Source organism: Paenibacillus sp. S150, from assembly GCF_019352175.1.
Taxonomy (GTDB): domain Bacteria; phylum Bacillota; class Bacilli; order Paenibacillales; family Paenibacillaceae; genus Paenibacillus_AQ.
This window is the reverse complement of sequence record NZ_JACBYI010000004.1, coordinates 1-22,723: the sequence shown is the minus strand read 5'-3', so window position 1 is coordinate 22,723 and position 22,723 is coordinate 1. Positions and strand designations below refer to the sequence as shown.

Annotated in this window: 21 protein-coding genes and 1 pseudogene; 12 read left to right on the top strand and 10 right to left on the bottom strand. The window is 52.5% G+C overall.

Going from position 1 to position 22,723, the window contains the following annotated elements:
* Window positions 1–263: 263 nt before the first annotated feature.
* Window positions 264–458 (top strand): hypothetical protein, encoded by a 195-nt coding sequence (locus HYD27_RS06000; protein WP_219212580.1) that lies wholly within the window; start codon window positions 264–266, stop codon window positions 456–458.
* On the opposite strand, the gene trpS is transcribed toward HYD27_RS06000, so the two are convergent.
* On the bottom strand, window positions 455–1,444 hold the full coding sequence (trpS, locus tag HYD27_RS05995; RefSeq protein ID WP_219212578.1) for a tryptophan--tRNA ligase: 990 nt from the start codon (window positions 1,442–1,444) through the stop codon (window positions 455–457). The two genes, HYD27_RS06000 and trpS, sit on opposite strands and share 4 nt — an antisense overlap.
* A 440-nt stretch (window positions 1,445–1,884) precedes the next feature.
* Between trpS and HYD27_RS05990 the strand changes: the two genes are divergently transcribed.
* Both HYD27_RS05990 and HYD27_RS05985 read left to right on the top strand, forming a co-directional pair.
* Window positions 1,885–2,859 (top strand): aldose 1-epimerase, encoded by a 975-nt coding sequence (locus HYD27_RS05990; protein WP_219212576.1) that lies wholly within the window; start codon window positions 1,885–1,887, stop codon window positions 2,857–2,859.
* A gap of 101 nt (window positions 2,860–2,960) precedes the next feature.
* Window positions 2,961–3,194, top strand: a complete 234-nt coding sequence (locus tag HYD27_RS05985) for an alpha/beta-type small acid-soluble spore protein (protein ID WP_074110156.1) — start codon at window positions 2,961–2,963, stop codon at window positions 3,192–3,194.
* Window positions 3,195–3,314: 120 nt separating this feature from the next.
* Here HYD27_RS05985 and HYD27_RS05980 read toward each other — a convergent pair whose 3' ends face one another.
* Together HYD27_RS05980 and HYD27_RS05975 are read right to left on the bottom strand one after the other, a co-directional pair.
* Window positions 3,315–3,722, bottom strand: a complete 408-nt coding sequence (locus tag HYD27_RS05980) for an O-methyltransferase (protein WP_219212574.1) — start codon at window positions 3,720–3,722, stop codon at window positions 3,315–3,317.
* Between the two features lie 344 nt (window positions 3,723–4,066).
* Entirely contained in the window at window positions 4,067–5,866 is a 1,800-nt protein-coding gene (locus tag HYD27_RS05975) for a M3 family oligoendopeptidase (protein WP_219212572.1), read from the bottom strand.
* Between the two features lie 104 nt (window positions 5,867–5,970).
* Here HYD27_RS05975 and HYD27_RS05970 point away from each other — a divergent pair, with 104 nt between their 5' ends.
* A complete protein-coding gene (locus HYD27_RS05970) occupies window positions 5,971–6,162 on the top strand; it encodes a YycC family protein (RefSeq protein ID WP_219212570.1) in 192 nt (63 codons plus the stop codon).
* On the top strand, window positions 6,159–6,389 hold the full coding sequence (locus HYD27_RS05965) for a hypothetical protein (RefSeq protein WP_219212568.1): 231 nt from the start codon (window positions 6,159–6,161) through the stop codon (window positions 6,387–6,389). The genes HYD27_RS05970 and HYD27_RS05965 overlap by 4 nt, the downstream gene beginning before the upstream one ends.
* A gap of 138 nt (window positions 6,390–6,527) precedes the next feature.
* Here the strand turns inward: HYD27_RS05965 and HYD27_RS05960 are convergent, their stop codons facing one another.
* Complete coding sequence (locus HYD27_RS05960) at window positions 6,528–7,241, bottom strand: DUF2225 domain-containing protein (RefSeq protein ID WP_219212567.1); 714 nt, start codon at window positions 7,239–7,241, stop codon at window positions 6,528–6,530.
* A gap of 21 nt (window positions 7,242–7,262) precedes the next feature.
* Entirely contained in the window at window positions 7,263–7,646 is a 384-nt protein-coding gene (locus HYD27_RS05955) for a globin domain-containing protein (RefSeq protein WP_219212565.1), read from the bottom strand.
* A gap of 413 nt (window positions 7,647–8,059) precedes the next feature.
* On the opposite strand from HYD27_RS05955, the gene ylbJ reads away from it, so the two are divergent.
* The 4 genes from ylbJ (at window position 8,060) to HYD27_RS05935 (ending at window position 13,115) form a co-directional block, all read left to right on the top strand.
* Entirely contained in the window at window positions 8,060–9,322 is a 1,263-nt protein-coding gene (ylbJ, locus tag HYD27_RS05950; RefSeq protein WP_219212563.1) for a sporulation integral membrane protein YlbJ, read from the top strand.
* Between the two features lie 85 nt (window positions 9,323–9,407).
* The gene (locus HYD27_RS05945) at window positions 9,408–10,211 is read left to right on the top strand and encodes an NAD kinase (RefSeq protein ID WP_219212560.1); all 804 of its coding nucleotides are present in this window, start codon (window positions 9,408–9,410) and stop codon (window positions 10,209–10,211) included.
* A 224-nt stretch (window positions 10,212–10,435) separates the two neighbouring features.
* Window positions 10,436–11,620, top strand: coding sequence for a stalk domain-containing protein (locus HYD27_RS05940; protein WP_219212558.1), 1,185 nt, complete (start codon window positions 10,436–10,438; stop codon window positions 11,618–11,620).
* Between the two features lie 52 nt (window positions 11,621–11,672).
* The gene (locus HYD27_RS05935) at window positions 11,673–13,115 is read left to right on the top strand and encodes a S41 family peptidase (protein ID WP_219212556.1); all 1,443 of its coding nucleotides are present in this window, start codon (window positions 11,673–11,675) and stop codon (window positions 13,113–13,115) included.
* A gap of 1,505 nt (window positions 13,116–14,620) precedes the next feature.
* Here the strand turns inward: HYD27_RS05935 and HYD27_RS05930 are convergent.
* Complete coding sequence (locus HYD27_RS05930; protein ID WP_219212555.1) at window positions 14,621–15,214, bottom strand: YutD family protein; 594 nt, start codon at window positions 15,212–15,214, stop codon at window positions 14,621–14,623.
* A gap of 33 nt (window positions 15,215–15,247) precedes the next feature.
* Window positions 15,248–16,150, bottom strand: a complete 903-nt coding sequence (lipA, locus tag HYD27_RS05925; RefSeq protein WP_219212553.1) for a lipoyl synthase — start codon at window positions 16,148–16,150, stop codon at window positions 15,248–15,250.
* 224 nt (window positions 16,151–16,374) lie between these two features.
* Between lipA and HYD27_RS05920 the strand changes: the two genes are divergently transcribed.
* Window positions 16,375–17,439 (top strand): M23 family metallopeptidase, encoded by a 1,065-nt coding sequence (locus HYD27_RS05920; protein WP_219212551.1) that lies wholly within the window; start codon window positions 16,375–16,377, stop codon window positions 17,437–17,439.
* A gap of 36 nt (window positions 17,440–17,475) precedes the next feature.
* Here HYD27_RS05920 and HYD27_RS05915 read toward each other — a convergent pair whose 3' ends face one another.
* Window positions 17,476–19,176 (bottom strand): alpha amylase N-terminal ig-like domain-containing protein, encoded by a 1,701-nt coding sequence (locus tag HYD27_RS05915; protein ID WP_219212549.1) that lies wholly within the window; start codon window positions 19,174–19,176, stop codon window positions 17,476–17,478.
* 79 nt (window positions 19,177–19,255) lie between these two features.
* Between HYD27_RS05915 and HYD27_RS05910 the strand changes: the two genes are divergently transcribed.
* Window positions 19,256–20,275 carry a LacI family DNA-binding transcriptional regulator gene (locus HYD27_RS05910; protein ID WP_219212546.1) on the top strand — a complete coding sequence of 340 codons (1,020 nt, stop codon included), beginning with the start codon at window positions 19,256–19,258 and terminating at the stop codon, window positions 20,273–20,275.
* Between the two features lie 572 nt (window positions 20,276–20,847).
* Here HYD27_RS05910 and HYD27_RS05905 read toward each other — a convergent pair.
* Window positions 20,848–21,423, bottom strand: coding sequence for a hypothetical protein (locus tag HYD27_RS05905; RefSeq protein ID WP_219212544.1), 576 nt, complete (start codon window positions 21,421–21,423; stop codon window positions 20,848–20,850).
* 19 nt (window positions 21,424–21,442) lie between these two features.
* Window positions 21,443–21,979, bottom strand: coding sequence for a hypothetical protein (locus HYD27_RS05900; RefSeq protein WP_219212542.1), 537 nt, complete (start codon window positions 21,977–21,979; stop codon window positions 21,443–21,445).
* Between the two features lie 326 nt (window positions 21,980–22,305).
* Here HYD27_RS05900 and HYD27_RS05895 point away from each other — a divergent pair.
* A pseudogene (locus tag HYD27_RS05895) lies at window positions 22,306–22,723 on the top strand (DUF6385 domain-containing protein); the annotation flags it as partial.

Sequence of the window (22,723 nt, the reverse complement as noted above, 5' to 3'; positions counted from 1 at the left end):
CAGCAGGCAAGGCGTCCGTTTCTGCGGACGCCTTTTTTTCACCGGGGAAGCAGCTCTTGCCAGGCCCGCACGGTGCGGGGACCGGCTTGTCCTGCACCATTCACCTCTTGACGCCTGGCAGCACATAGGGCACAATCACCATAAAGCGTTTTCACCCAGGTCCGGAAATATAAAAATCCCGCTGTGCGGAAAAGCGCAGCGGGATGCATCCAAGTGGCTTGCTGTTACTTCAAATCCTACAAATGAAAGAAGGCTGGCTCGTTATGGGTAAAGGTCTGTCCCTCTGGTTCGCATGCTCTTCCATCCTGATCCTCACCGCAGCATCCATTTCCATCAGCTATAACATCTGGCTGGCGCTGCTGCTGGGAATTTTATGCATTTTGAACATTGGCTGGGGCTTCATCCTCAAGGCCAGGCTGAGACGCAAGGCTGAAGCCAGAGCACAGCAGCCTTCCTAGCGCAGCGGCAGGAAACCCATCCGTTCTTTGACGCCCGCCAGTGTCAGGGCGGCAGCTCCGCGCGCGCGCTCCGCTCCTTCGGCAAGAATGCCGCTCAGGGCGCCGGAGCTGCGGATCTCCCGGTATTTCTGCTGGAGAGGCTCAAGGGTGGCTACCAGAACCTCGCCCAGATCCTTTTTGAAACCGCCGTACATTTGGCCCTCATACCGGTCGGCAATCTGCTGCAGGGTCATTCCCGAACATTCGGCATAGATGCTCATCAGGTTGCTGATCTCCGGCTTGTTCGCCGGATCAAAGACAACCTCACGCCCCGAATCTGTCGTAGCGCGGCTGATTTTTTTGCGGATGACATCCGGCGGATCGAGCAGGGCGATATAGCTGCCCGGGTTCGGATTGCTTTTGCTCATCTTCTTGGTTCCGTCATCCAGAGCCATAATACGTGCGCCTACTTCGGGAATATATGGCTCCGGTACGGTGAAGAATTCGCCAAAGCGGCGGTTGAAGCGGCCCGCCAAATCGCGTGTCAGCTCCAGGTGCTGCTTCTGGTCTTCTCCAACCGGCACGAGATCGGCATTGTAAATCAGAATATCGGCAGCCATCAATGAAGGATATACGAATAAGCCTGCACCTACAGAATCCTTGCCGGAGGACTTATCCTTGAACTGTGTCATCCGTTCCAGCTCGCCCATCGCTGTGAGCGTAGTCATAATCCAGCCCAGCTCCGCATGCTGCTGTACATGGGACTGCATATAGACGTTGGAGACTGCCGGGTCAATCCCAGCGGCAAGATACAACGCCGCCACAGATTCTGAATTTTCGCGAAGTGCGGCAGGGTCCTGGGAGACCGTGATGGCATGCAGATCCACCACCATAAAGTAGCATTCATGCTCCTCCTGCAGTTTGACGAAATTTTTGATCGCTCCGATGTAATTTCCCAGAGTCAGTGAACCGCTCGGCTGAATGCCCGACAATACTTTTTTAGTCATGATATTCCCTCCGATTCCATATTTTCATTTGCCTCGGTACGCAAAAAAGCCCCACATCCGCAAGGGACGTGAGACCGTGGTGCCACCCTTATTCGCCGCCTGCAGACTCTTGTTGGAGAGATCTGTGCCAGGGCAGCCTTGACTTCCGTTAACGGGGAAGAGCCGGCCGGTCTACTTAGGCCTTTCTGCCTGTTCGAGCGCGGCGCTCAAGGGTCCATTCAGCCTGGAGTGCCCCGCCGGTTCGCATCAACCACCGGCTTTCTGAAGGTGCTTCTCCCGCCTACTTGTTCCTGTCATCGCATTGTCATCTTTCTGAATGCATTCATCATAGTGCGAAGCGGAGAAGTTGTCAAATGACTTAACCACAGGCATATAAATCTGGTATGATAAGGGTATCCGTGTCTATCCGATTACAGATTTATCAAAGGAGCATACATCTCATGAAACAGGTGACCAAAGGGCAGTGGGGCGGTTATGATACATATATTTTGCATAGCCGCGAGCTGGAAGTCACGCTTTTGCCGCGGCTGGGTAACAACGTTATTTCATTGTGGGACCGTAAGGAAAGCCGTGAAATTCTGCGCAGGCCCGAGGAGAGCGAGCTATCCTATTATCTGCAAAAGCCTTATCATTTCGGCATGCCGCTCCTTATTCCGCCTGGGCGAATCGGCCGGGGGCAATTCCAGTTCGACGGCATAAGCTATCAGTTCGAACCAAATTCACCAGGAGGCAGCCACATTCATGGCCTGCACAGAACGCAAGCCTGGTGTGTCAGCGATATTGAAGAGGATGAGGAAGGCTGCGCGGTGACCACTGAATTCAACACTGTGGATGATCCCCGCTGGATGGAGCAGCTTCCGGCTCCACTGAAGCTTGAGATGACCTTCCGCTTGCAGGATGCCCGTCTCAAGCAAACCTTGAGGGTCACGCATCTGGGAGACAGGCAAATTCCTTTTGGAATCGGCTATCATACCTGGTTCCTGATTGATGGCGAGCCTGGCCGCTGGAAGCTTCAGCTGCCCGTCGAAAATGTCTATGAATTGAATGATGAGCTGCTGACAAGCGGCAATCTTCTTCCGCTTAACGGGCTTGAAGCCCTGAAGCAGGGCTTTGGCCTGGAAGGAGCGAATCTGGATACCGTGCTGCGCATTGGAGATCAGCAGCCTGCAGAGGCTGTCCTGACCCGGGATGACGGCTACGGCCTGCGCTATACCGCTGACAAGGAATTCTTTCGGCACTGGGTGATATATACTAAAGGTACGGCAGACCAGTTCCTGTGCATCGAGCCCTATACCTGGCTGCCGGATGCGCCCAATCTTGATAAAGAGGCTTCCTTTACCGGCTTAATTACGCTTAAGCCCGGCCAAACCCTTGAGATTTCAAGCAATCTTGAAGTGATCTATCCCGAGCTCTAAATTTCATATAATTACCATCCTTAAAACCTTCCGAAACCGTGCATGAATTCCTCTCCCAGCGCTCATACTATCTTCACAACGGGCGAAGGAGGTGAACAAACATGGGTCAAGCAGGTCAACAAGGTCGTGGTAGCCGTTCCAATAACCTGGTCGTTCCTCAAGCGACTGCAGCGCTGCAGCAGTTGAAATATGAAGCAGCACAGGAGCTTGGAGTAACCATCCCAGCTGACGGTTATTATGGGAACTACACTTCCCGCGAAACCGGTTCTTTGGGAGGATACATCACCAAACGTCTGGTGCAACTGGCAGAGCAACAACTGTCCGGTCGTTCGTAGTAACAGCCTTATCATAAGTATCCCGCCAGGCTAGACGCCTGAAGCGGACCAGATTTACAGCCCTCCTTCGCCTCTGGCGCAGGGGGGCTTTTGCATATGCGGTTTCCTATGTATAATAGCTCAGCCGTAGAATTTATCGTTGTCGGCTTGGACATTTCGGGGGTAGCGGATCATCAGGTTGGCCATATTATAATTGGATTCCAGTGTGGCATCGACCACCACCATTCCCTGACGCAATGCAAATTCATAGCTGATTTCACCGTGAGTCCAGCGGCGCTTGTATTTCAGGCTCTCCAGAGCCATAAGCCGGAAGGAGGATTGCTGTTCCAAGGTTAACCCTTCCTGCTCTGCCGCAAAGGTCCCGCTCCGTCCGGCCAGCGGATTATGGCGGATTCCGAACTTTCCAATAACGTTATTTCTGATTTGTACAAACACCGTGCCGGAAGACAATCCTGACAATTCCTCCTGCAGTTCCTTAAACACCAAATCAATCTGTCTTGCGAGTGATAGTTGTTCTGTTCTCAGCATGTGTCTCCCCCTAAATGTTTTGTGAGCTGGCTTCCCTGAATAGCCTTCCTACAGAACTCGCTTCGTAAGCATGTGCTGCCTGGCAGCCCTTATATAAGGCTTTAGACTCATTATAGGCCACCCAGTAATAGCGTTCAACATTATTCAACATAAATGGGTGTTTATCCCTATAAATGCGCACATTTCGTTATTTTATTGTATATTACTCTCTTACAATCGTCTTATTTCGACAATATCCCAGCACAAAAAGACCCCTTAACAGGGGTCTTTGCGCGTTAATACAGCTTGTCAAGCCTCTGCTCTTGCTTGCCAAAACATGAAACGCCTTAGTTCTGACAAACTTTTCAGCCGGAATGCTCCGTCATTCTCAAAAATTCGTTAATATCCTCAATAATCAGATCTGCTGCGCCCTGCCAGAACTCCGGCTGAGTCAGGTCCGCGCCCAGATGCTTCGATACGAGATCCTCCAGGGTCATGATGCCTGTATCCCGCAGCAGGCTGTCGTATTTATCGGCGAAGGATGCGCCTTCCTGGAGTGCAAGCCGGTACAATCCTGTGCTGAACATGTAACCGACAGTATACGGGAAGTTATAAAACGGCACCTCCGATATATAAAAATGCAGCTTGGAGGCCCAGAAATGGGGATGATATCCGGAGAGAACCCCGCAGAAGGCTTCCTTCTGCGCTTCTACCATGAGTGCCGACAACTCCCCGGCATTCACAAGGCCATGCTTGCGCTTTTCATAAAAACGGGTTTCGAACAAAAAGCGGGCGTGGATATTCATGAAGAAGGCCACACTGTTCTGGATCTTTGCTTCCAGCAGGGCAATCTTCTCCTCAGCACTGGCTGCTGCCTTCACTTGGGCATCGGCCACAATAACCTCTGCGAAGGTTGACGCGGTCTCCGCCACATTCATGGCATAATTCTGATTGAGCAGCGGAAGATCCTCCAGCAGATAAGAGTGATAGGCATGTCCGAGCTCATGAGCCAGCGTGGAAACATTGGACGGGGTACCGCTGTAGGTCATGAAAATACGGGATTCCCTGCTCTCAGGAAAAGATACGCAGAAACCGCCGGGACGTTTGGCCGGGCGGTCCTCGACCTCAATCCAGCTGCTGTCGAACGCACGCTCGGCGAAGTCTGCCAGCTTCGGGCTGAATTTGCGGAACTGCGCCACAATGTCATTTGCCGCCTGATCATAAGGGATCTTGCCTGATGACTTCCCCACAGGAGCTTCCACATCCACCCAGGCCAGCGATTCCAGCCCAAGCAGCTTGGCTTTGCGGTTCAAGTAGGAGACCAGCGCCGGCTTGGACTTAGTAATGACATCCCACATCATATCCAGCGATGCATGCGACATGCGGTTGATGCCCAGCGGCTCCTTCAGCACATCCTCCCAGCCTCTTCCATTATACAGATTCAAGCGGAAACCGGCCAAATGATTGAGGGTGTCGGCACAGTAGTCCTCAGCACCGCCCCAGGCCACTTCCCATTTGCGGAACATGGCTGCCCGTACCTTGGGGTCCGGATCATCCAGCTTGTTGAAGGCTTGTCCGACAGACAGCAGCCTGGTTTCCTCCCCCTCCTCATAAGGGATCTGTATGGAACCTACGATCGTTTCGTAATGCTCGCTCCAGCCATGGTAGCCGTCAACGGCCAGCGTAAGGGCAAGGCTCTCCAGCTCCGGACTCATCTTTTCGCGGGCTAAATCCCGGCTCTCGCCGAGGACAAATTCCAGCGGGGCAATCTCCGGACGGGCCATCCACTGGCTCCATACTTCATCCGTAGTTTGGCGCAGCAAATTGTCGAATGTTGAGCTTACCCCCTTGAAGCCTGCTCTCAGACCCGTAACCTTGGAGGACAGCCGCACGGCACCCTTATCCTGCTGATTCTGGGCACCCAGGCATCCGGCAAATTCAGCAGCCTCCACCAGACGGCCGGAGCAGCTCTGCAGCAGCGCGATTACCTCATCCAGCTTGCGGGTTGACTCCAGGTCTGAAGGTGGAGCAGCGTCTGCTACCTGCCGGCCCAGAGCTTCGATGTCTGTCTCCAGCTTCCGCAAGAAATTCTCGAATTGCGGTGAAGCTGACCCGCCGGGAAATATAGAATCCAATTCCCAGGTCAATGATATCGGTTGTTTCATCTTCTTGCCCCTTTCAATTGCCTGCATTTGGTTTTCTTTGTGTTTGGCCTGCAGCCATGGTAAAGTGAATTACAAAAGAGCTACTTTTTCAAGGAGGGCAGGCCATGAAGCCACTGCAAATTTCACCGGAAACGGCGATTGCTTTATCCAAACAACTCGGCGTTCCCCTGGAACACCTGATGCATATGCCACAACATATCCTGCTGCAAAAGATTGCGGAATTATCCAAGAAGCAGAACGAAAGCACTTCAGGGAGCGAAGCAGCGCCACTGCCGCCCGAGAAGGGCGAGCAATGATTCCGTTCAGCCACACCTGGCCTTATGACATCATATCGGGAGACATGTATGTGCAGTACTGTCCGTTCTGCGACAAGGAGAACGTTCTGCTGCCCATGAAGCCGAAGGAGCTTCGGCTCGTCCATGAAGGCAAAAAAAAGCTGCTGGTCTTCCCCTGCTGCAAAGCCAGCCTCACGGTAATCGACACGGATGCCGACTATCTGCTGTTTGACCGCGATGTCCGCTGATCGGCGGTTCAGACCGTTTCACCTGTCTCAAAGACGCACCAGGATAACTTTCCTGGTGCGTTTTTGGCGCAACAGGGTTGACGGAACGAAACGGGTCCGTTCTTTTCCCCCCGTGCTTCCGTCTCACCCGGCTGATTCTTATGTACCTGAAGGCAGGCCGTCCGTCCCCAGTTCGCCCCCGTTCATCTGTTCACGCAGAAGCGCCCACTGTTCCCGGGCAGCCCGGATCATCGCGGCATCCATGATCTTCTGGTCATTGATCAGACGCGAGAACCATTTCACTGCACTTGAGAATTCGCCGATGCGGCGGTTCAGCTCGCCGATCAGGTACATCAGACGGGCATCATTTCCGCCAATGCCGTCATTTTCGTAGACCTTGATATACATGTCAAGCGAATAACGCAAGAACCGCTGCTCCTGGGCGGTATCCCCTTGATACCGGTACATCCAGGCAATATGATGCAGAAGACTGGCGATAATGCGGTCCTTGTCCTTAATGCTTTGGGCACAGATCAACGCAAGCTTGTAGGTCTCCAGCGCAACCTCCCAGCTGCGCTTATCTCCGAAATCGCGGACAATCCAGCGGCCCCCCACCTGCTCGCGGAAGGATTTGCGCTGCCAGTCGGCCAGCTTGTCCGCCGAATTTTCGGTGGAGGCGAAGCCGCAGCTCGGACAGACCCGCACAACGTAATAATCCGGATTCTCATCCTTGTAATAGGAGCAGAAGTCGGCATCGCGCCGAATAGCTTTTTTGAGGCTGGGACGCACTCTTGAGGTTGTAAACTCCCTTTCACAATTGCAGCAAATCACCTTAATAGTGTAAAGCGGTATTAATTCCGGCAATGCCCTCATCCTTTCACGGTCAGCTACGCGTTACTCCTTGGGCAAGTTGACAAAATGATGCGCAGGACCCGCAAGACGGCTTAACACAAATGACCGCAGCGGCTCCTCCACACCCGTTTCCTCCAACGCCTCTTTCATACAATCCAGCCATTCTTCCGCGCGCTCGGGTGTAATGGGGATGTGCAGATGTCTTGCCCTCATCATCGGATTGCCATGCTGCTGTGAATAGAGCGTGGGTCCGCCAAAAAATTGACTTAAGAATTGATACTGCTTCTCCAGGACAGGAGCAATATCTGCCGGGAACAAGGGACCGAGCTGCGGATGAAGCTGCACCTTGGCATAAAAAGCCTCAACCAGCCGGTGCAGTCCCTCCGCGCCTCCCAGGTTGTCATATATGCTGTCATTTGAATTCATTGGAGGCTACCAGCTTTCTTCCATTAAATTAATGATGAATGTAACGTCATTGTTATTATACCAAAATTTGCGCAGCTCGGTTATCCTGCCTTAAGTATCATATTCCAGGGCCTGTCCGCAGAAAAAAGGCGCTAAACCATGTTTAGCGCCTTGAGTATTTAATAGGTCCTAAATTCCTCATCACCAGGAGGGACGAGAGAGACCCGGATAACATATACAAAAGCACAAACCAGAACTCCGGCAACTACACTCATCACCATCACTCCATCCCTTATAAGGTGTGCATTAATTAATTTTATAATACCATAATTTCAGTCAAAAAGCACAGTCATTTGTAACCGCTTTCTTAATTTTTTTGTGCTGTTTGTCCCTTTTTTTGCATACATCTATCCATATACCGGGAGGCGTTGATGATGATTCTGAAAAAAAACTGCAGCCTGCTGCTGGGTGCCCTCCTTGCGGGATGCATGCTGCTGCTGCTGCTGCATCCGGCAAGCTCCCTGGATGCAGCCCTTCGCGGGCTTGCCGTCTGGTGGGACGTGCTGTTTCCCTCGCTGTTCCCCTTCTTCGTGATTTCCGAGATGATGCTGGGCTTCGGGGTAGTTCATCTGTTCGGCGCCCTGCTTGATCCGCTGATGCGTCCGGTCTTCAATATTCCCGGCAGCGGCGGCTTTGTGGCGGCTATGGGCTATGTCTCAGGATACCCAGTCGGCGCCAAATTAACCGCAAAGCTGCGGGAGCAGGAACTGCTGAGCCGTGTGGAAGGGGAGCGGCTGGTGGCCTTCACCACCTCCTCCGATCCTATCTTCCTGCTGGGCGCGGTCTCGGTAGGCTTCTTTCATGACGCCTCCCTGGGTCTGATCCTGGCGCTTGCCCATTACGGCGGAGGCCTCATTGTAGGACTAATGCTGTCATTTTACGGCCGGCGGGAGGATTCAGCCTCCGGATCGCATGTGCAGGCCGCCGCAGAAGCCCCTCAGGCCGCCCCAGACACCGGCGGCAGCGGGAGGCTCCGTATGGCGCTTCGCTCAATGGCGGAAGCAAGACGGCGGGACGGACGAAGCCTGGGAGAGCTGCTGAAGGGAGCAGTTCAGTCTTCACTGCAGCTGATTATTGTCGTAGGCGGGCTGGTGGTATTCTTCAATGTGCTGATGGAGCTGATGGACCGCGCCGGAATCATGTCCGCGCTCTTCAGCTTTACAGGGGAGCTGCTTACCCTGGCAGGCTTCCCTGCGGAGCTGTCCTCAGCTCTCGTCAGCGGCCTCTTCGAAGTGACGCTAGGCGCCCGTTCAGCCGGAGCGGCTGCCGCTTCCGTGCCGCTGCAATTCAAGGTCGCCGCAGCCGCTTGTGTCCTCTCCTGGGGCGGCCTGTCTGTACACGCCCAGGTAGCGAGCATCCTGAACGGGACCGGATTGCGCTATCTGCCCTTTTTGGCCGCCCGGCTGGTGCACGCGTTCCTGTCCGCAGGACTTGTAATGCTGCTCTGGAACCCTGTGGTTGGTTCGGGGCTCCGCGTCGACTACAGCACGGTTCCTGCCGCTGCCGGCTTCGCTTCCCCTCTGTCCGGCTTTGCCGCCGGTATTAGCTGGCTTGGCATACTGCTCGGCTCAGCCTTGCTGCTCTCCCTGCTGATGCTCCTGCTCCGCCGCATCCCGCGTCCGGGACGGCGGCCGTGAATTTTAACACTTCGAATATTGTGTTCCGGGTCCGGATTGATTATGATCGGTGTATGACTGAATCATACAAAGGAGCCTATACATCTTGAGATATTATGTTCTGGACCGCGGTGACGAACTGTCCATCAAACTTGCGGAGCAATTTCACAAGCTGGCAGCGGAGCGGAACCTGGAGCTGGATGCCAAATCTCCGGAAATCGTCATTTCGATTGGCGGAGACGGCACGATGCTGCACGCTTTTCACACCTTTATCGATCAGATCCCCAATCTGGCCTTTGTGGGCGTCCACACCGGTCACTTGGGATTCTATGCGGATTGGAAGGCAGACGAGCTGCCTGCTCTGGCTGATTATATGTGCGGGAACAGCAGCTCCGAGCCGCACAAGCCGCGCTTGGTCGAATATCCGCTGCTCGAATTGGAGATCCACAAGAAATCCGGCTCCACCTCGCATATTGCCCTGAATGAGTTCACGCTGAAGGGCGTGGACGGAACCGTAGTTATTCAGGTGGACATCAATGATGTGACCTTCGAGATGTTCCGTGGAGACGGCCTGTGCGTGTCCACGCCGTCAGGCAGCACGGCCTATAATAAGAGCCTCGGCGGGGCAATGGTGCATCCGAGCATCGAAGCCCTGCAGATTGCAGAGATTGCTTCCATCAACAATCGTGTCTTCCGCACGATGGGGTCGCCTCTGCTGCTGCCCAAGCATCACCACTGCGATATTTTTTCACGCAAGGAACAGCGCCTGCTGCTGACGGTAGACCATAACAACATATCCGTTGATGACCTGATCTCCGTGCGCTGCCAGGTATCCGACAAAAAAATCAGCTTTGCCAGATACCGCCCGTTTCCGTTCTGGAACCGGGTCCGTGAAGCTTTCCTGATCTAACAGGAATCAGCAAGATATACATGGATTAAGCTTGCTCCCTGGAGAGCAGCTTTACCAATAGCAGTAGAGCCGGAGATGACGCTGCGTCTCCGGCTTTATGCTGCGTCTGCAGATATTAATACTTCTCTCTATTTAAGCTTACACGAATGAATAGACAGCAAGAAAATTCCGATGGTATAATGAACCTATTTTACAAAGAGTTGTTATTTAAAGGAGAGAGACTGTTGAAGAAACTATTAACCCTATTTGGCATTAGCCTGCTCGCCCTGGTGCTGGCTGTCCCCGCTTTTGCCGCAGACAAACCGATTGAAGTCTATATTAACGGAAGTGAGGTCTCATTTCCGGCCGGTTCTCCTTATATAAAGAACAACTCTGTAATGGTGCCTTTTCGGGTGATTTTCGAGGAACTGGGTCTGGAAGTGCTCTGGGACGCCAATACAGGCACCGTAACAGGAACAAGCGCGGATCTCTCCATTAGCCTGAAAATCGGCAGCACCCGTGCAACGGTCAATGGGACGGTCAAGAAACTGACTGCCGCTCCGGTATCCACGGGCGGAACCACATACATACCTTTACGCTTCATCGCTGAAGCAACCGGCGGAACAACTGTCTGGGCTGCGGACACCAGAAGTGTAGAGATCAACACACCGGAGCCTTCTGCCAGCGATGAAGCTGAAATCGCGGCAGTCATTGCCCTGGCGATGCAGTATTGCAATGAGGAGAGAGCAATAAGCTTTTACTCCCTCATGAGTTCGGAAAGTGACAATGCAGATGCCGTATCCAATCTGAACAGCTTTTTCCAGGCTTACGATTTCAGCGATACCATCAACACGCTCAAGGTTCTAAACATCCAAGGCGATGAAGCAACTGCCTATACCCTGGAAACCTCCATATGGAAAGGCGGATACTACTACCCTGACGAGAAAAACGAATATCTCTACAGCCTTGTCCGCACAGACGGTAAGTGGAAAATTTCCGATGTGCAGCTGCAGAAGCAGACCATCCTTTTAACAAGGGAGCAAGGAATGACGGCTGCCGCCAATGTTCCCCAAGGCGATGCTTCGAATATTAAAGATCAGCTCAGCAAATACCATGAGTTTTTAAGTACAGAGAATGTGGAGGGTACGCTCAGCATGCTGTCCGTTTTCAATAGCGATACTGATGCTGACGGCAAAACCGCCCTGCAAAGCTTGTTCAATTCCCTGGACCTGCGATACACGCTGGATAATTCCAATATCTATTATTTCACTTCCGATGAAGCGGCCGTTTATACCGAAACAACGATTAAAGAGGCGGCTTCAGGCAACAGCTACAAACAAACCAAAATATATATTATGTCTAAAGCGGACAATGGCACTTGGACCATAGACAACAGCTTTGAAATCAGTACTGAGGAACTAAAGGGATAGCCGGCAGCTTCCGGATTGGCATGCAAAAATATAACAAAGGACGTATGCACTCATGAAAACAGGTAAAATAATCGGCACTGTTCTTAGCGGATGCCTGGCATTATCCATAGTGTTTGCACCGGCGGCTTCCGCAGAAACCACCGCTCAGAATGAAGCAGCTTCAAGGCTTGACCTTATCAATGAGGTTATGAACTATCTGGAGACGTATAACCTGACAGGAGTGGACCAGGATACGTTAATCCGCGGCGCAATCGACGGCATGGTGAACACTCTCGATGATCCATACAGCATGTATTTTGACAGTGAAGAAGCGGCTGAATTTGAACATCAGGTTGACCTTGAATATGTCGGGATCGGCATCAAGCTTATGTACACCTCCAAAGAGCTCTACATCGAAGAGGTGATCCCGGCATCTCCGGCAGAGCAGGCCGGCCTTAAACGCGGGGATGTCATTCTCAAAATCAATGGCGTTGCCATTGAGGATACAGAGGGCGATGAACTGAGCGGTACGGCAGGAACCAAAGTAACGCTGCTGATTTCCCGGAACGGTGTCAATAAAACTTACAGTGTTACCCGCAATGAGATAGCTTCGGCTTCAGTTACGGGCAAGATTGTCGGAAGCAGCATTGCCTATATTTCCATCAACGGCTTCACACAAACCGCTGACGAGGAATTCACGGCCGTATTGGACAAGCTGCGTACAGCCGGAATGAAATCCATGGTTCTGGACCTGCGCGACAATACAGGCGGGTATATGGAATCGGCTTACAATATCGCCGCCAAATTCATTGCTTCGGGGATTATGATGTACACATCTGATCAAAGCGGGACACTGACACCCATAGCCATTACCGATGGCAGTAAAATCGGCGTTCCTGTTGTCGTTTTGACAAACGAATACACAGCCAGCGCATCAGAAGCCTTGACTGGCGCACTGCGGGACAACAAGCTGGCTACCATTGTCGGCACGCGGACTTACGGCAAGGCGAGGATTCAAAGCCTGCTGCCTATGTCAAACGGGGATATGCTGAAGCTTACAACACAAAAGTACCTGACCCCCAACAAAGAAGACTTCAACCATATTGGACTTACTCCCGACATTACAGTTCAAGGCTATACCGCACAGCTGATTACCGCATTGCAGATTGCCGGGCTAAACGGTATTTCTGCTGCCGGGGATAATCATATTCTGGATATTAACGGAGTTCCTTTCGCCGGAAATGTCGGCCTCTTGAAGCAAGGGGACAAGATTTACGCTTCAGCAAAGGTGCTGGCTGCACTTACAGAGAGCGAACTTACTTGGGATTCCAAGAATAAGAAGGTGCTTATAACTGCCGGGGACGGTACGCTTTCAGGGTTTACCCTCGCCTCCAAAGATGCGGTTATTTCTGACGATGAGACTTACATTGAACTAAATGCCTTTAAGAAGAAGTTCCCGGCCTTTACCTGGAGCTACAACAGCACTCTGAACCAGTTGAAATTATCTGTAAAATAATCCATCCGACTAACTTAAGAAGGGTTTCGGGGAGGGGATTCTGCTGCACTTTATGCAGCAGAATCGATTCGTTTATGAACACTGAGCTTTTCTGTTGCACAGAGTACAGCCATACCACAAATCCCCTTTGGTTAATGGACATACATGCTGCGGCTTCAGGTTCATTTTAGAACAAAACGGCTATGCCGTCCTATACAAGGACGGCGTAGCCGTTTCTGCTTGTCAGGTCTAGGATTGCCAGTTGCCTGCCGAAACCCGGCGGGAGGCCCAAGTGGAAAAAGTGAACTTAACTCTCCCCATTCTCCTTGTTCGCCAGCTTTAGCGGAAAAAGATACCTAAATCATCCGTTTCTCCCGCTTACAGGGTAGGGGAATACGCTGAAATTAACTCTACTTTTTCCCGCTGTTCCTTCTACCTCAAGCTCTTCACTCCAGTTAAGTTACCTAATTCCAAGTCACTTCATTGTACGCATTTCCCCGCCCCCGCATCCCGGTTAGCCCCCATAATATCGCGCTTCCTCCTGCCAGATATGGAACCCGCAGGTAGAGGTATAAGTCTCAATTAAGATAAACTTGAAACATTCATCCAAAGGGCAGCCATCTTAGCGGTAAAAAGGATAACTAATCCACCGCATTCGGCTCCTGGATCATCCCTAGTGGGAAAAAGTACAACTAATCCGGCTGAAATCAGGTGTATGAGGGGAGATGGCCTCCAATAAGTGTACAAAATCCCACTAAAGCCTGTTAAATCCAGAATTCCAGCCCATTAGTGTTACTTTTTCCACTTCGCTTCCATTCCCCATGAACCTCCTTGCGTTCCATCAGCTTGTTCAGATTCGCCGGTTCCATTTCAGGATAAATTAAGTTTCTTTATTGTGTTTTATAAAGATAACAGAACCGCCTCCCGCTTAAACAGCGGAGCGGACGGACCCGCGGAACAGCGGCAGCGGACGCCTGGGTCTCCGGATTTTCACCGCTAAGGGAATGAAATAAATCTGGAGAGCACAGCGACCCGGACAACGCTCCGTTCGCGGAGCGTCCACTCCAAAAGCCTACGTCTATCCTACGTAAGAAAAACCTGAAGCTCCTTCAGGTCCTTTTTACATTCGGTAACCCGCCAACAGTGGGGAGGAGAAGAATCATTTCGCGCTGATTTCACCGTCCTGCCGGCTCCGGGCGAAATTAAAGGTACTTCTGCCTTTGATCCCCTCTACCTCCCCGCTGCGGCCAACGCATTCGCGCAGTTTGCTTGGCCGAAGTCCCGATCCATTCGTTCATTTACAGCGCAACCGTGAAATAACGGATAAGCTTCGCTTCCCCCAAAACCTATAAATTCTGATCTTTCAATTGGAAACGGCTTCGCCGTCCTTGAAAGAGGCGGCATCCGTTTCAGCGGAAAAGCGGAGGATCATTTATAGTGTAAACCTATCTTTTAAAAAAAGGTGTCCCGGAAGCTATCGGCTTCGGAGACACCTTTTTTGCTGCCGGCCTTGTGACGTCCGGTCATTAGTTGGAAGAAGGATTTTGCGGTTGGTTCTGCGGCGGCCTGCCTTGGGAATCCTTGTTATTCCGCTTCCCCTGGTTCTCTTTGCTGCGATGATTCCGGCTCTGATGCTCACGAACGGGCCTGTCTTTTGCCCCATGCTCTTTGGACGCGCCCCCCAAGCTCTTCTCACGGGGCGAGTTGGAGGATGACTTGGATACATGCTCCCGCTGCACCTTTGACGTTGCAGCCGGCACCACGGAAGCCGGCTCAAGTTCCTCCTCGGTGACGGGCTCCGGAACTTCTTTGATCAGAATATCCTTGAAGGTGCCTTCTTTGGGGAGTTCCTTCAGCTTGTGCAGCACAAAATAGGCGCAGCCAAAATTACAGTACTCATTGATGTAATCCACCATGCCTGAAATCGCCGTATCGCGGTTCACCTTGGGGTGATTATCCCGGTAAAAGCCTTTCAGGCGCAATTGGCTGTAGCCCCAGTCACCGATAATGTAATCGTAACGGTCCAGCACTTCGCTGTATCTTCCGCGAAACGCTTCCGGGTTCCAGCCGTCCTTGTAATCCAGCATGAGCTCGTAGCCCTTTCCACCTATAACGATCAAGCGTTTGTCGCCTGCCTTTCAGTATGATGATAATTACATGGAAACCGAACGCTCCTCGCGCGCAGCGGTGGCAGACTTCACCTGCTCATGCGCATGATAGGAGCTTCGCACCAGCGGACCGGACTCCACATGGCTGAAGCCGCGCTTCAGCCCCTCCTCCTTGAGCAGGGCGAATTCCTCAGGTGTATAATATTTCTCCACATTCAGATGCTTGGGGGAAGGCTGCAGATATTGGCCTATTGTCAATATATCACAATCCACCGCCCGCAAATCATCCATGGCCTGCAAAATTTCGTTCCACTCCTCGCCTACCCCAAGCATAATGCTGGATTTGGTCGGAATGTCCGGCTTGATCTCCTTGGCTCTGCCCAGCAACTCAAGGGAACGGCGGTATTTGGCCCGGGCGCGCACGCGGTCAGACATCCGCTCCACCGTCTCGATGTTATGGTTCAGAATATCCGGCCGGCTGTTCATTACAATCTCCAGACTCTCCCGGCTGCCAAGGAAATCCGGTATCAGCACCTCTACACTGCACAGAGGGAGACGCTTACGGATTGCGGCCACCGTCTCGGCAAAAATCCTTGCGCCCCCATCCTTCAGATCATCACGGGCCACGCTGGTCACTACACAATGCTTGAGCTTCATGCCTTCCGCTGCTTCCGCCACACGCTCCGGCTCCAGAAGATCCAGCTCGGTCGGCTGGCCTGTATTGACAGCGCAGAACCGGCAGGCACGGGTACAAATGTCGCCGAGAATCATGAAAGTCGCCGTGCGGTTCGCCCAGCATTCATAAATATTCGGGCAGCGCGCTTCCTCACATACGGTATGTAGGGTTTTGGAACGCATCATGCCTTTAATTTCCTGATAATTATCGCCGGTTGTTAACTTGATCTTGATCCAGTCTGGCTTGGGTTGTTTGGCTGTTCGATTAGTCAAGTGGAGAACCCCGCTTTCGCCTGAATATGAATTTGCTATGCTTAAAAGTTTGCTGCCTCATATTATAGCATGTGCAAGCGGCAATTGCCTGTTTTTGTGAACCTTTGGGCAAGAACGGATAAAAAAAGCCCCTTTGCTTCAACCTAAAGAAAAGCACCCGCCCGGGTGCCATCCGCTGAGAATTTATAAACAAATTAAGCGCCCGGACCTAGGAGGTTGTTAACATGCTGGCCCTATTCAGAATCGCTACAATACGGAAAACAGTGCTCTGCCTGTCGGCCGCCGCCATACTGTGGGGCGATAGCAGTCCTGCCGCCGCCGCAGGTCACAGCCTGCCTCCAGTCAGCGGTGAAGCTGCTTCCAGCAAGGAGAATATCTCCGCCAGCCGCAAGGAGCTTTATGATCAAATGAGTGCTGCTACCGGGATTGCGTGGTTTCGTTTCGCCGCTATCGACCAGTATGAGCGCACGATCGCCAAAAAGAAAAGCGGCTCCGAGGTGCAGACAAAGCCGCGCCTTACCGGAATCAGCATCCCCGCACCGGTATGGTGCGGGCCGCTCAATCCGGATCAGGAGGACCAGTCACCGCGGTCCATCAGCTTTTTTGGAGGCTTCGGAAAGGACGGCTCAGGCGATGGTTTGGCCGATCCCGAGAATGGTGCCGATGTGCTCTACAGTATGGCAAGACATCTGATGAAATACGGGGACTCTGCCAGTGACTTCAGCATCGGGGTCTGGGAATATTACCATAACGGCCGGGCGGCGCAGCGGGTCGCGCAATTTGCCAAGCTGTACGAGCATTTCGGACGGCTTGATTTGTCGGGCAGTGCTTTTCCTCTCCCAGTCGGAACGACATATTCCTACCGCAGCACGTGGGGTACCGGCAGGAGCTGGGGAGGAGCGCGCATCCATGAAGGGACAGATCTGTTCACTCCCCATGGCATGACTGTCCGCAGCACCTGCTTCGGCATCGTTGAAACCAAGGGCTGGAACCGCTATGGCGGCTGGCGGATCGGCATCCGTGATATTGAGAACCGCTACCATTATTACGCCCACCTGGCGGGATATGAAAAGTCCGTCTCCCGTGGAGATATTGTGACTCCCGGCCAGACGATCGGCTGGGTAGGCAGCTCCGGCTATGGAAATCCCGGCACTCAGGGCAAGTTTCCGCCTCACCTGCATTACGGGATTTATCGCGACCGGGGAATCACGGAATGGGCGTTCGATCCCTATCCTTTGCTGAAGCAGTGGGAAAACCGGGAATACAGAGCCTTGAAGAAGCGGAAGTAGAAGCACCCGCGCATTTTTATCGGACTCCAGTTCCAATTAATGAAGCATTAGACAGCCAAAGGGTTCAACATCCACAAAAAGACGTTCAGCGCTGCGGACAGTTGCTCCGGTCAGCAGATCGGTCAGCTCATGGAGATCAGGACGGAAGCTGTCCGGCTCCAGCTGGTAGCTGTTCGGGGAATTGTTGATGACCAGCCCCATGGAGTCCTGCCCGCTGCGCCGGATATACCCCAGAACATTGCGGGCTTCATCCGTGAACCAGAGCCGGAAAGCGCCTGTCCGCAGCACCTCATACTGCCGTCTGAGTGAGATCAATAAGGTATACCAGGCATGAAGCTCCATGTTCTGATGCTGCTCCTGCCACACCATCGGCTTCCGGCAATGCGGATCGGTCGCTCCTTCCATGCCGACTTCATCCCCGTAATAAATCATCGGCAGCCCAATATAGGTCATTTGAAAAAACACGGCCAGCCGCATCCGCTGTATGGCTGTGTTCTCATGGTTCCAGCCCCGGCCCCCTTCTCTGCAAGCCGTCAAAAACCTCAGCGTGTCATGGCTGCCAAGCAGCTGGAACATGGCGGCATTGGCCTGATCATTACAGAACGCTTCCTGGTGAAGCACCTGTTCCAAGAAGCGAACCGGCCCTGCGGATTGCTCCGCAAAAAACTCCAGCACTGCATCGCGCAGCACATAATTCATCCCGCCATCGAATTGATCGCCTCTCAGCCATGGACCGGAGGCATGCATAACCTCGCCGATCAGCAGCAGCTCGGGAAATTCCTCCTTCAGCTCCCGGCGGAACCGCGTCCAAAACCGGGGTGTGACCTCATTGGCCACATCCAGGCGCCAGCCGTCGATCCCCGCCTCGCGTACCCAATGCCTGGATACCTCCAGCATATAATCGGCCACTTCAGGGTTCTCCATATTCAGCTTCGGCATATGCGCCTCCGCCTTGCCAAAGGTCTCATAATTCGGAGAGGGGCTCTGCACTAAGGGGAACGAGCGGATCACGAACCAGTCCTTGTAACGGGAATTCTCCCCATGCTCAAGCACATCCTTAAAGGCAAAAAATGCATCCCCGGCATGATTGAATACGGCATCCAGCAGAACCTTGATTCCGTGGCTGTGAGCCAGATCCACCAATGCCTTCAAGTCCGCAGTGCTGCCAAACCCGGGATCGATCTTATAATAATCCGAGGTGTTGTATTTGTGCTCGGAGGGAGATTCAAAAACCGGCGTCATGTATATGGCTGTAATGCCCAGCTGCTGCAGATAGGGGATTTTGTCCGCTACTCCCTTCAGGGTTCCTCCGTTAAAGCTGCTGGGATAAATCTGATAGACAACCGTATCCGAAGTCCACTTAGGAAGCTTGACGGCCTCCGAACGATGCAAGTAAGCATACTGAAAGGAGCCGGCGTGCTCCCTGATCTCCGACAGGCCTCTCTCTCCATACCAAAGATATTCACCGGCGGGGTTCTCGGCATGAAACAGGTATCTGCATTTGCCGGTTGCGGTCTGGAGGACAGCCTCATGGATTTCGTAACCTCCGGCAGAGCCAATCCGCTCCATCGGAAGCGGAATCTCACTTCCCGGTGAATCGTAGCGGTCGGAATGAATCACGGTGCAGGACAGCTGCTGGCCATTTTGCACAAAAAGACGCAGCTTCAAGGTGCCGGGGCCAACAGGATAAGCAAAGGGATCTTCAACAGTATGATACAGAAACCAGCGGGATGGCATATTGTACAAGCTCCTTTTATTGTATGATAAGTCTATCTTTTAATCTTTTAAAATACCGTCAGGACCGTGAGGTGAAACTATGAAGGTTACGATTACGGATATTGCCGCCGCAGCGGGTGTAGCCAAATCCACTGTATCCAAGGTGCTGAATGATTCACCGAAAATTTCACAAGAAACCAAGCTCAGAGTCAGAGAAATTATGAAGCGGATGAATTACACACCCAGCAGCATCGCAACTGGCTTAGCCCGGCAGAGCAGCAGCAACATCGGGCTGTTAATCGATATGTCCAAATCAAGTGAATTCCTGAACCAGTTCTTCTACAGCATTATCGGCGGGATTGAGAGCATCATCGGCTCCCTGAAATATGAGTTGACCATCGCCAATGTCCAGCATAATTATCCGGAAGGACATTTCCTGCATAGGCTGGTAATGAGCAAAAGAGTGGATGGCCTTATCGCCAACACCTCAGTGCTGACAGAGGAGCTGTGCATGGAGCTTAACCGTCTCCAGTTCCCGTATATTTCGCTGGGAGAAGTTGCCGCTGCCGGGTGCTGGGTCGATTTCGATAACGAAGCCGGCGGCCGAATGCTCACCCGGCATCTGCTGGAGGAAGGCTATTCCGCGGTTGCTTTTATTGGCGGACAAGAGGGCGATCCCCTTTTCATCCGGCGTCTGAATGGCTGCCGGCAGGTGCTTCAGCAGGCTGGACTGCCGCTCCTCAAGGAACGGATTATACACGGTGAAGCAGAAGAAGCAGAAGGCTGCCGGGCGGCAAAAGAGCTGCTGCTGGGCGAAGCGCCCCCGGATTCCATGATCTGCATGAGCAATTTCACTGCTTTTGGGGTGCTGCAGGCCGCAAAGGAGCTCGGGGTTCAAGTGCCGGCAGAGCTTGGAATTGCAACCTTTGATGAGTATCCCTTGTCCCGCTATACCACACCGCCGCTAACCTCGCTTAATCTGGATACCTTTCATCTGGGCGTATCCGCCGGACAGCTGTTAATGGAACGGATCATTGACAGAAACGAACGGGGGCAGGGATTGCTGCTGGAACCGGAATTAATTCCGCGGGAGTCAACCTTCAGAACAAAAAAGCTGTAGAAAATCAATTCAAGGAAACCGGTTTCCCTAACTAGAAAATATCATACCTGCAACGGGATGTCAACGGAATATGGCATGTGCTGCTTATACAAGCTGATACGATAGCGGGAAACCCATACTTTCTTAAATTTGACAAAACCTCCTTCACGGCAAGCGTGGAGGAGGTTTTGTCAAAAATGTAAGCTGTACCTGCCTCAGCTGTTTATTGGGGCAGTGCCGGAGCTGCCCATAAACTGCAGCACCTCATTCATCAGCTGCCCGCTCTCGCTGCAATGGCACAGCATATGGCCGCTTCGCTCCACTAATCATACCTGTTTGCATTCCGAAGGGATGGGGCGTTCCAGATAGGGCTGCGCTTTTGGCTCTCACCAGATGATCCCTCCGGCCCTGAACGATCAAGGCGGGTGTCTCAATCTGCTTATAGATGTTAAAGCTCTCCCGCACCAGACGCTGAAATCCCCCCATGTCCTTCACTGGGGCGGAGCCGGATTTGTGCAGGCAGTTCCTAAGTTCAGCTTGCATAAACGGCAATCTCGTCAAGGTTCATGGCAATACAGACGCAGCACAAGCTTCTAGCTTTCCCACCAGGCCACATTCACTGCGGACACAATCGTTCCGGCGACAGTAGTCGTACAGCTCGCATTGATGCTGAGGGCATTGCCCGGAGGAACAATGAGGCTGCCGGTGAAGTCCTGAGCGAACATGCCCGGCTCCAGCTGATAATTATAGAGAATCGTCCCCCCGCTAATCGCTGATGCGGATGATTGTACCGTCATCACACTGACTGCCGGGCTTGCCAGATTGTTATTTACCGGAGTTATGCTGGAAGGGCTGGTTAGGGTGCCGCCTTTTACAATCGTAAAAGTTCCGGTGATATTGGTTAACAGGGCGGTGCCGCCGATGCTGCTGCTCATGCGGGATACATACAAGGTCCTGCCGCTGCCTGCAGTATTATTGATGCGGACCGAAATGTTGACAGTAGTACCGAGTATAGATACCGCTGAGTTGGATGCAGCAGCCGAGAATAAAACGGTTTGCTGGGAGGCATTCATCTCGGGCGGTGCGGCAATTACGGGAGCCTGAAAAGTATTGGTGATTTCCACATAGACCGGCTGATCGTTGTCGTTGAACACATATTGATTAGGCACTTCTCCCTCATCCCCCTTGTCAGTATTCCCACCAGCTGATCCCGCCCGTACCCGCTATACTTCCTGAAGCAACAGTTAAGCTGAGCGTTAACGAATTTCCCGGCGGAACAATAATCCTTCCATTTAAATTAATAATTACCGGTCCTGTGCTCAGCAAAAGAGACATCAGAGTTCCCGGGCTCCCGGTTGGAGCTGCCGTTGAGGAACGGGCAGTCATGACACTGGTTACAGAGCTGCTGAAATTGAAGTTGACCGGTGTCACTGTTGATCCGCTGACCGTCGCATTCCTCAGCAAGGCCAGCGTCACCCCGGCAGCTGCCGAACTCGCAGTAACCCGGGAGATATAAACCGTCCGTCCACTGCCCGCCGGATTGGAGATTTGCAGCACAAGCGGCGCTGAAGCAGTTACGGTTGAAGTAAATGGAACGGCAAACAGCAAGCCCGACTGGGCTGCTCCGGCCTCGGGCAATGTGTCTATACCGGGTGCCAGATAAGTATTGACCTGCTCGGTATACAGCGGCTGTGTACTCTGGTTGAATATAGCATCATTTGGCATATGATTACAATTCCTCCTATTTTATAGAAAGTATTTTTCGAGAGAAATAGGATCAGCAGGACACAATATACTATTAATAGTAATTAATGGGATATTATTATAGTATGCAGCTTTGTTAGACAGGTTGTTTGAAAATTAGCGTATTTTTGATTTTGCTGCCCAATCATTCTCAAGGCTGCCCCATATAGTAATATCACACCATTCGAATGGTCTTATTATGCCGTACAGGCTATTGCTGCATATGGATCATGCCCCCAGACGACGGTTTGGGATTTTTACTTTGAGCAGGCTGTTCTGCCTATTCTATTAAGAGAGGATGAATCCTTTTGCCAAACTTCAGTTCGTTTCAGGCGAACCCGGACAATCTGAGAACGCTGATCTTTGGGCGGGACCCTTCTACACTGATCGACCGTCCCCTGACCACCGATTCCAGCGGAAATCTGACTACCGTCATTCTCGACGGCACGATTACCAGCGTGCTCGGCGCTACCATTACTGCCGGGACATTAACGTCCGCCGGTACTGTAACCAACCTGCTCGACGGCACGATTACCAGCGTGCTCGGCGCTACCATTACTGCCGGGACATTAACGTCCGCCGGTACTGTAACCAACCTGCTCGACGGCACGATTACCAGCGTGCTCGGCGCTACCATTACTGCCGGGACATTAACGTCCGCCGGTACTGTAACCAACCTGCTCGACGGCACGATTACCAGCGTGCTCGGCGCTACCATCACTGCCG

Bases quoted from the DNA above. Each gene is read 5' to 3' on its own strand.
- HYD27_RS05915 (WP_219212549.1), bottom strand. From the start codon at position 19,176: ATGCCATCCCGCTGGTTTCTGTATCATACTGTTGAAGATCCCTTTGCT.
- trpS (WP_219212578.1), bottom strand. From the start codon at position 1,444: ATGACTAAAAAAGTATTGTCGGGCATTCAGCCGAGCGGTTCACTGACT.
- HYD27_RS05975 (WP_219212572.1), bottom strand. From the start codon at position 5,866: ATGAAACAACCGATATCATTGACCTGGGAATTGGATTCTATATTTCCC.
- HYD27_RS05965 (WP_219212568.1), top strand. From the start codon at position 6,159: ATGATTCCGTTCAGCCACACCTGGCCTTATGACATCATATCGGGAGAC.
- HYD27_RS05960 (WP_219212567.1), bottom strand. From the start codon at position 7,241: ATGAGGGCATTGCCGGAATTAATACCGCTTTACACTATTAAGGTGATT.
- HYD27_RS06000 (WP_219212580.1), top strand. From the start codon at position 264: ATGGGTAAAGGTCTGTCCCTCTGGTTCGCATGCTCTTCCATCCTGATC.
- HYD27_RS05980 (WP_219212574.1), bottom strand. From the start codon at position 3,722: ATGCTGAGAACAGAACAACTATCACTCGCAAGACAGATTGATTTGGTG.
- HYD27_RS05900 (WP_219212542.1), bottom strand. From the start codon at position 21,979: ATGCCAAATGATGCTATATTCAACCAGAGTACACAGCCGCTGTATACC.
- HYD27_RS05970 (WP_219212570.1), top strand. From the start codon at position 5,971: ATGAAGCCACTGCAAATTTCACCGGAAACGGCGATTGCTTTATCCAAA.
- HYD27_RS05920 (WP_219212551.1), top strand. From the start codon at position 16,375: ATGCTGGCCCTATTCAGAATCGCTACAATACGGAAAACAGTGCTCTGC.
- HYD27_RS05990 (WP_219212576.1), top strand. From the start codon at position 1,885: ATGAAACAGGTGACCAAAGGGCAGTGGGGCGGTTATGATACATATATT.
- ylbJ (WP_219212563.1), top strand. From the start codon at position 8,060: ATGATTCTGAAAAAAAACTGCAGCCTGCTGCTGGGTGCCCTCCTTGCG.
- HYD27_RS05935 (WP_219212556.1), top strand. From the start codon at position 11,673: ATGAAAACAGGTAAAATAATCGGCACTGTTCTTAGCGGATGCCTGGCA.
- HYD27_RS05985 (WP_074110156.1), top strand. From the start codon at position 2,961: ATGGGTCAAGCAGGTCAACAAGGTCGTGGTAGCCGTTCCAATAACCTG.
- HYD27_RS05910 (WP_219212546.1), top strand. From the start codon at position 19,256: ATGAAGGTTACGATTACGGATATTGCCGCCGCAGCGGGTGTAGCCAAA.
- HYD27_RS05955 (WP_219212565.1), bottom strand. From the start codon at position 7,646: ATGAATTCAAATGACAGCATATATGACAACCTGGGAGGCGCGGAGGGA.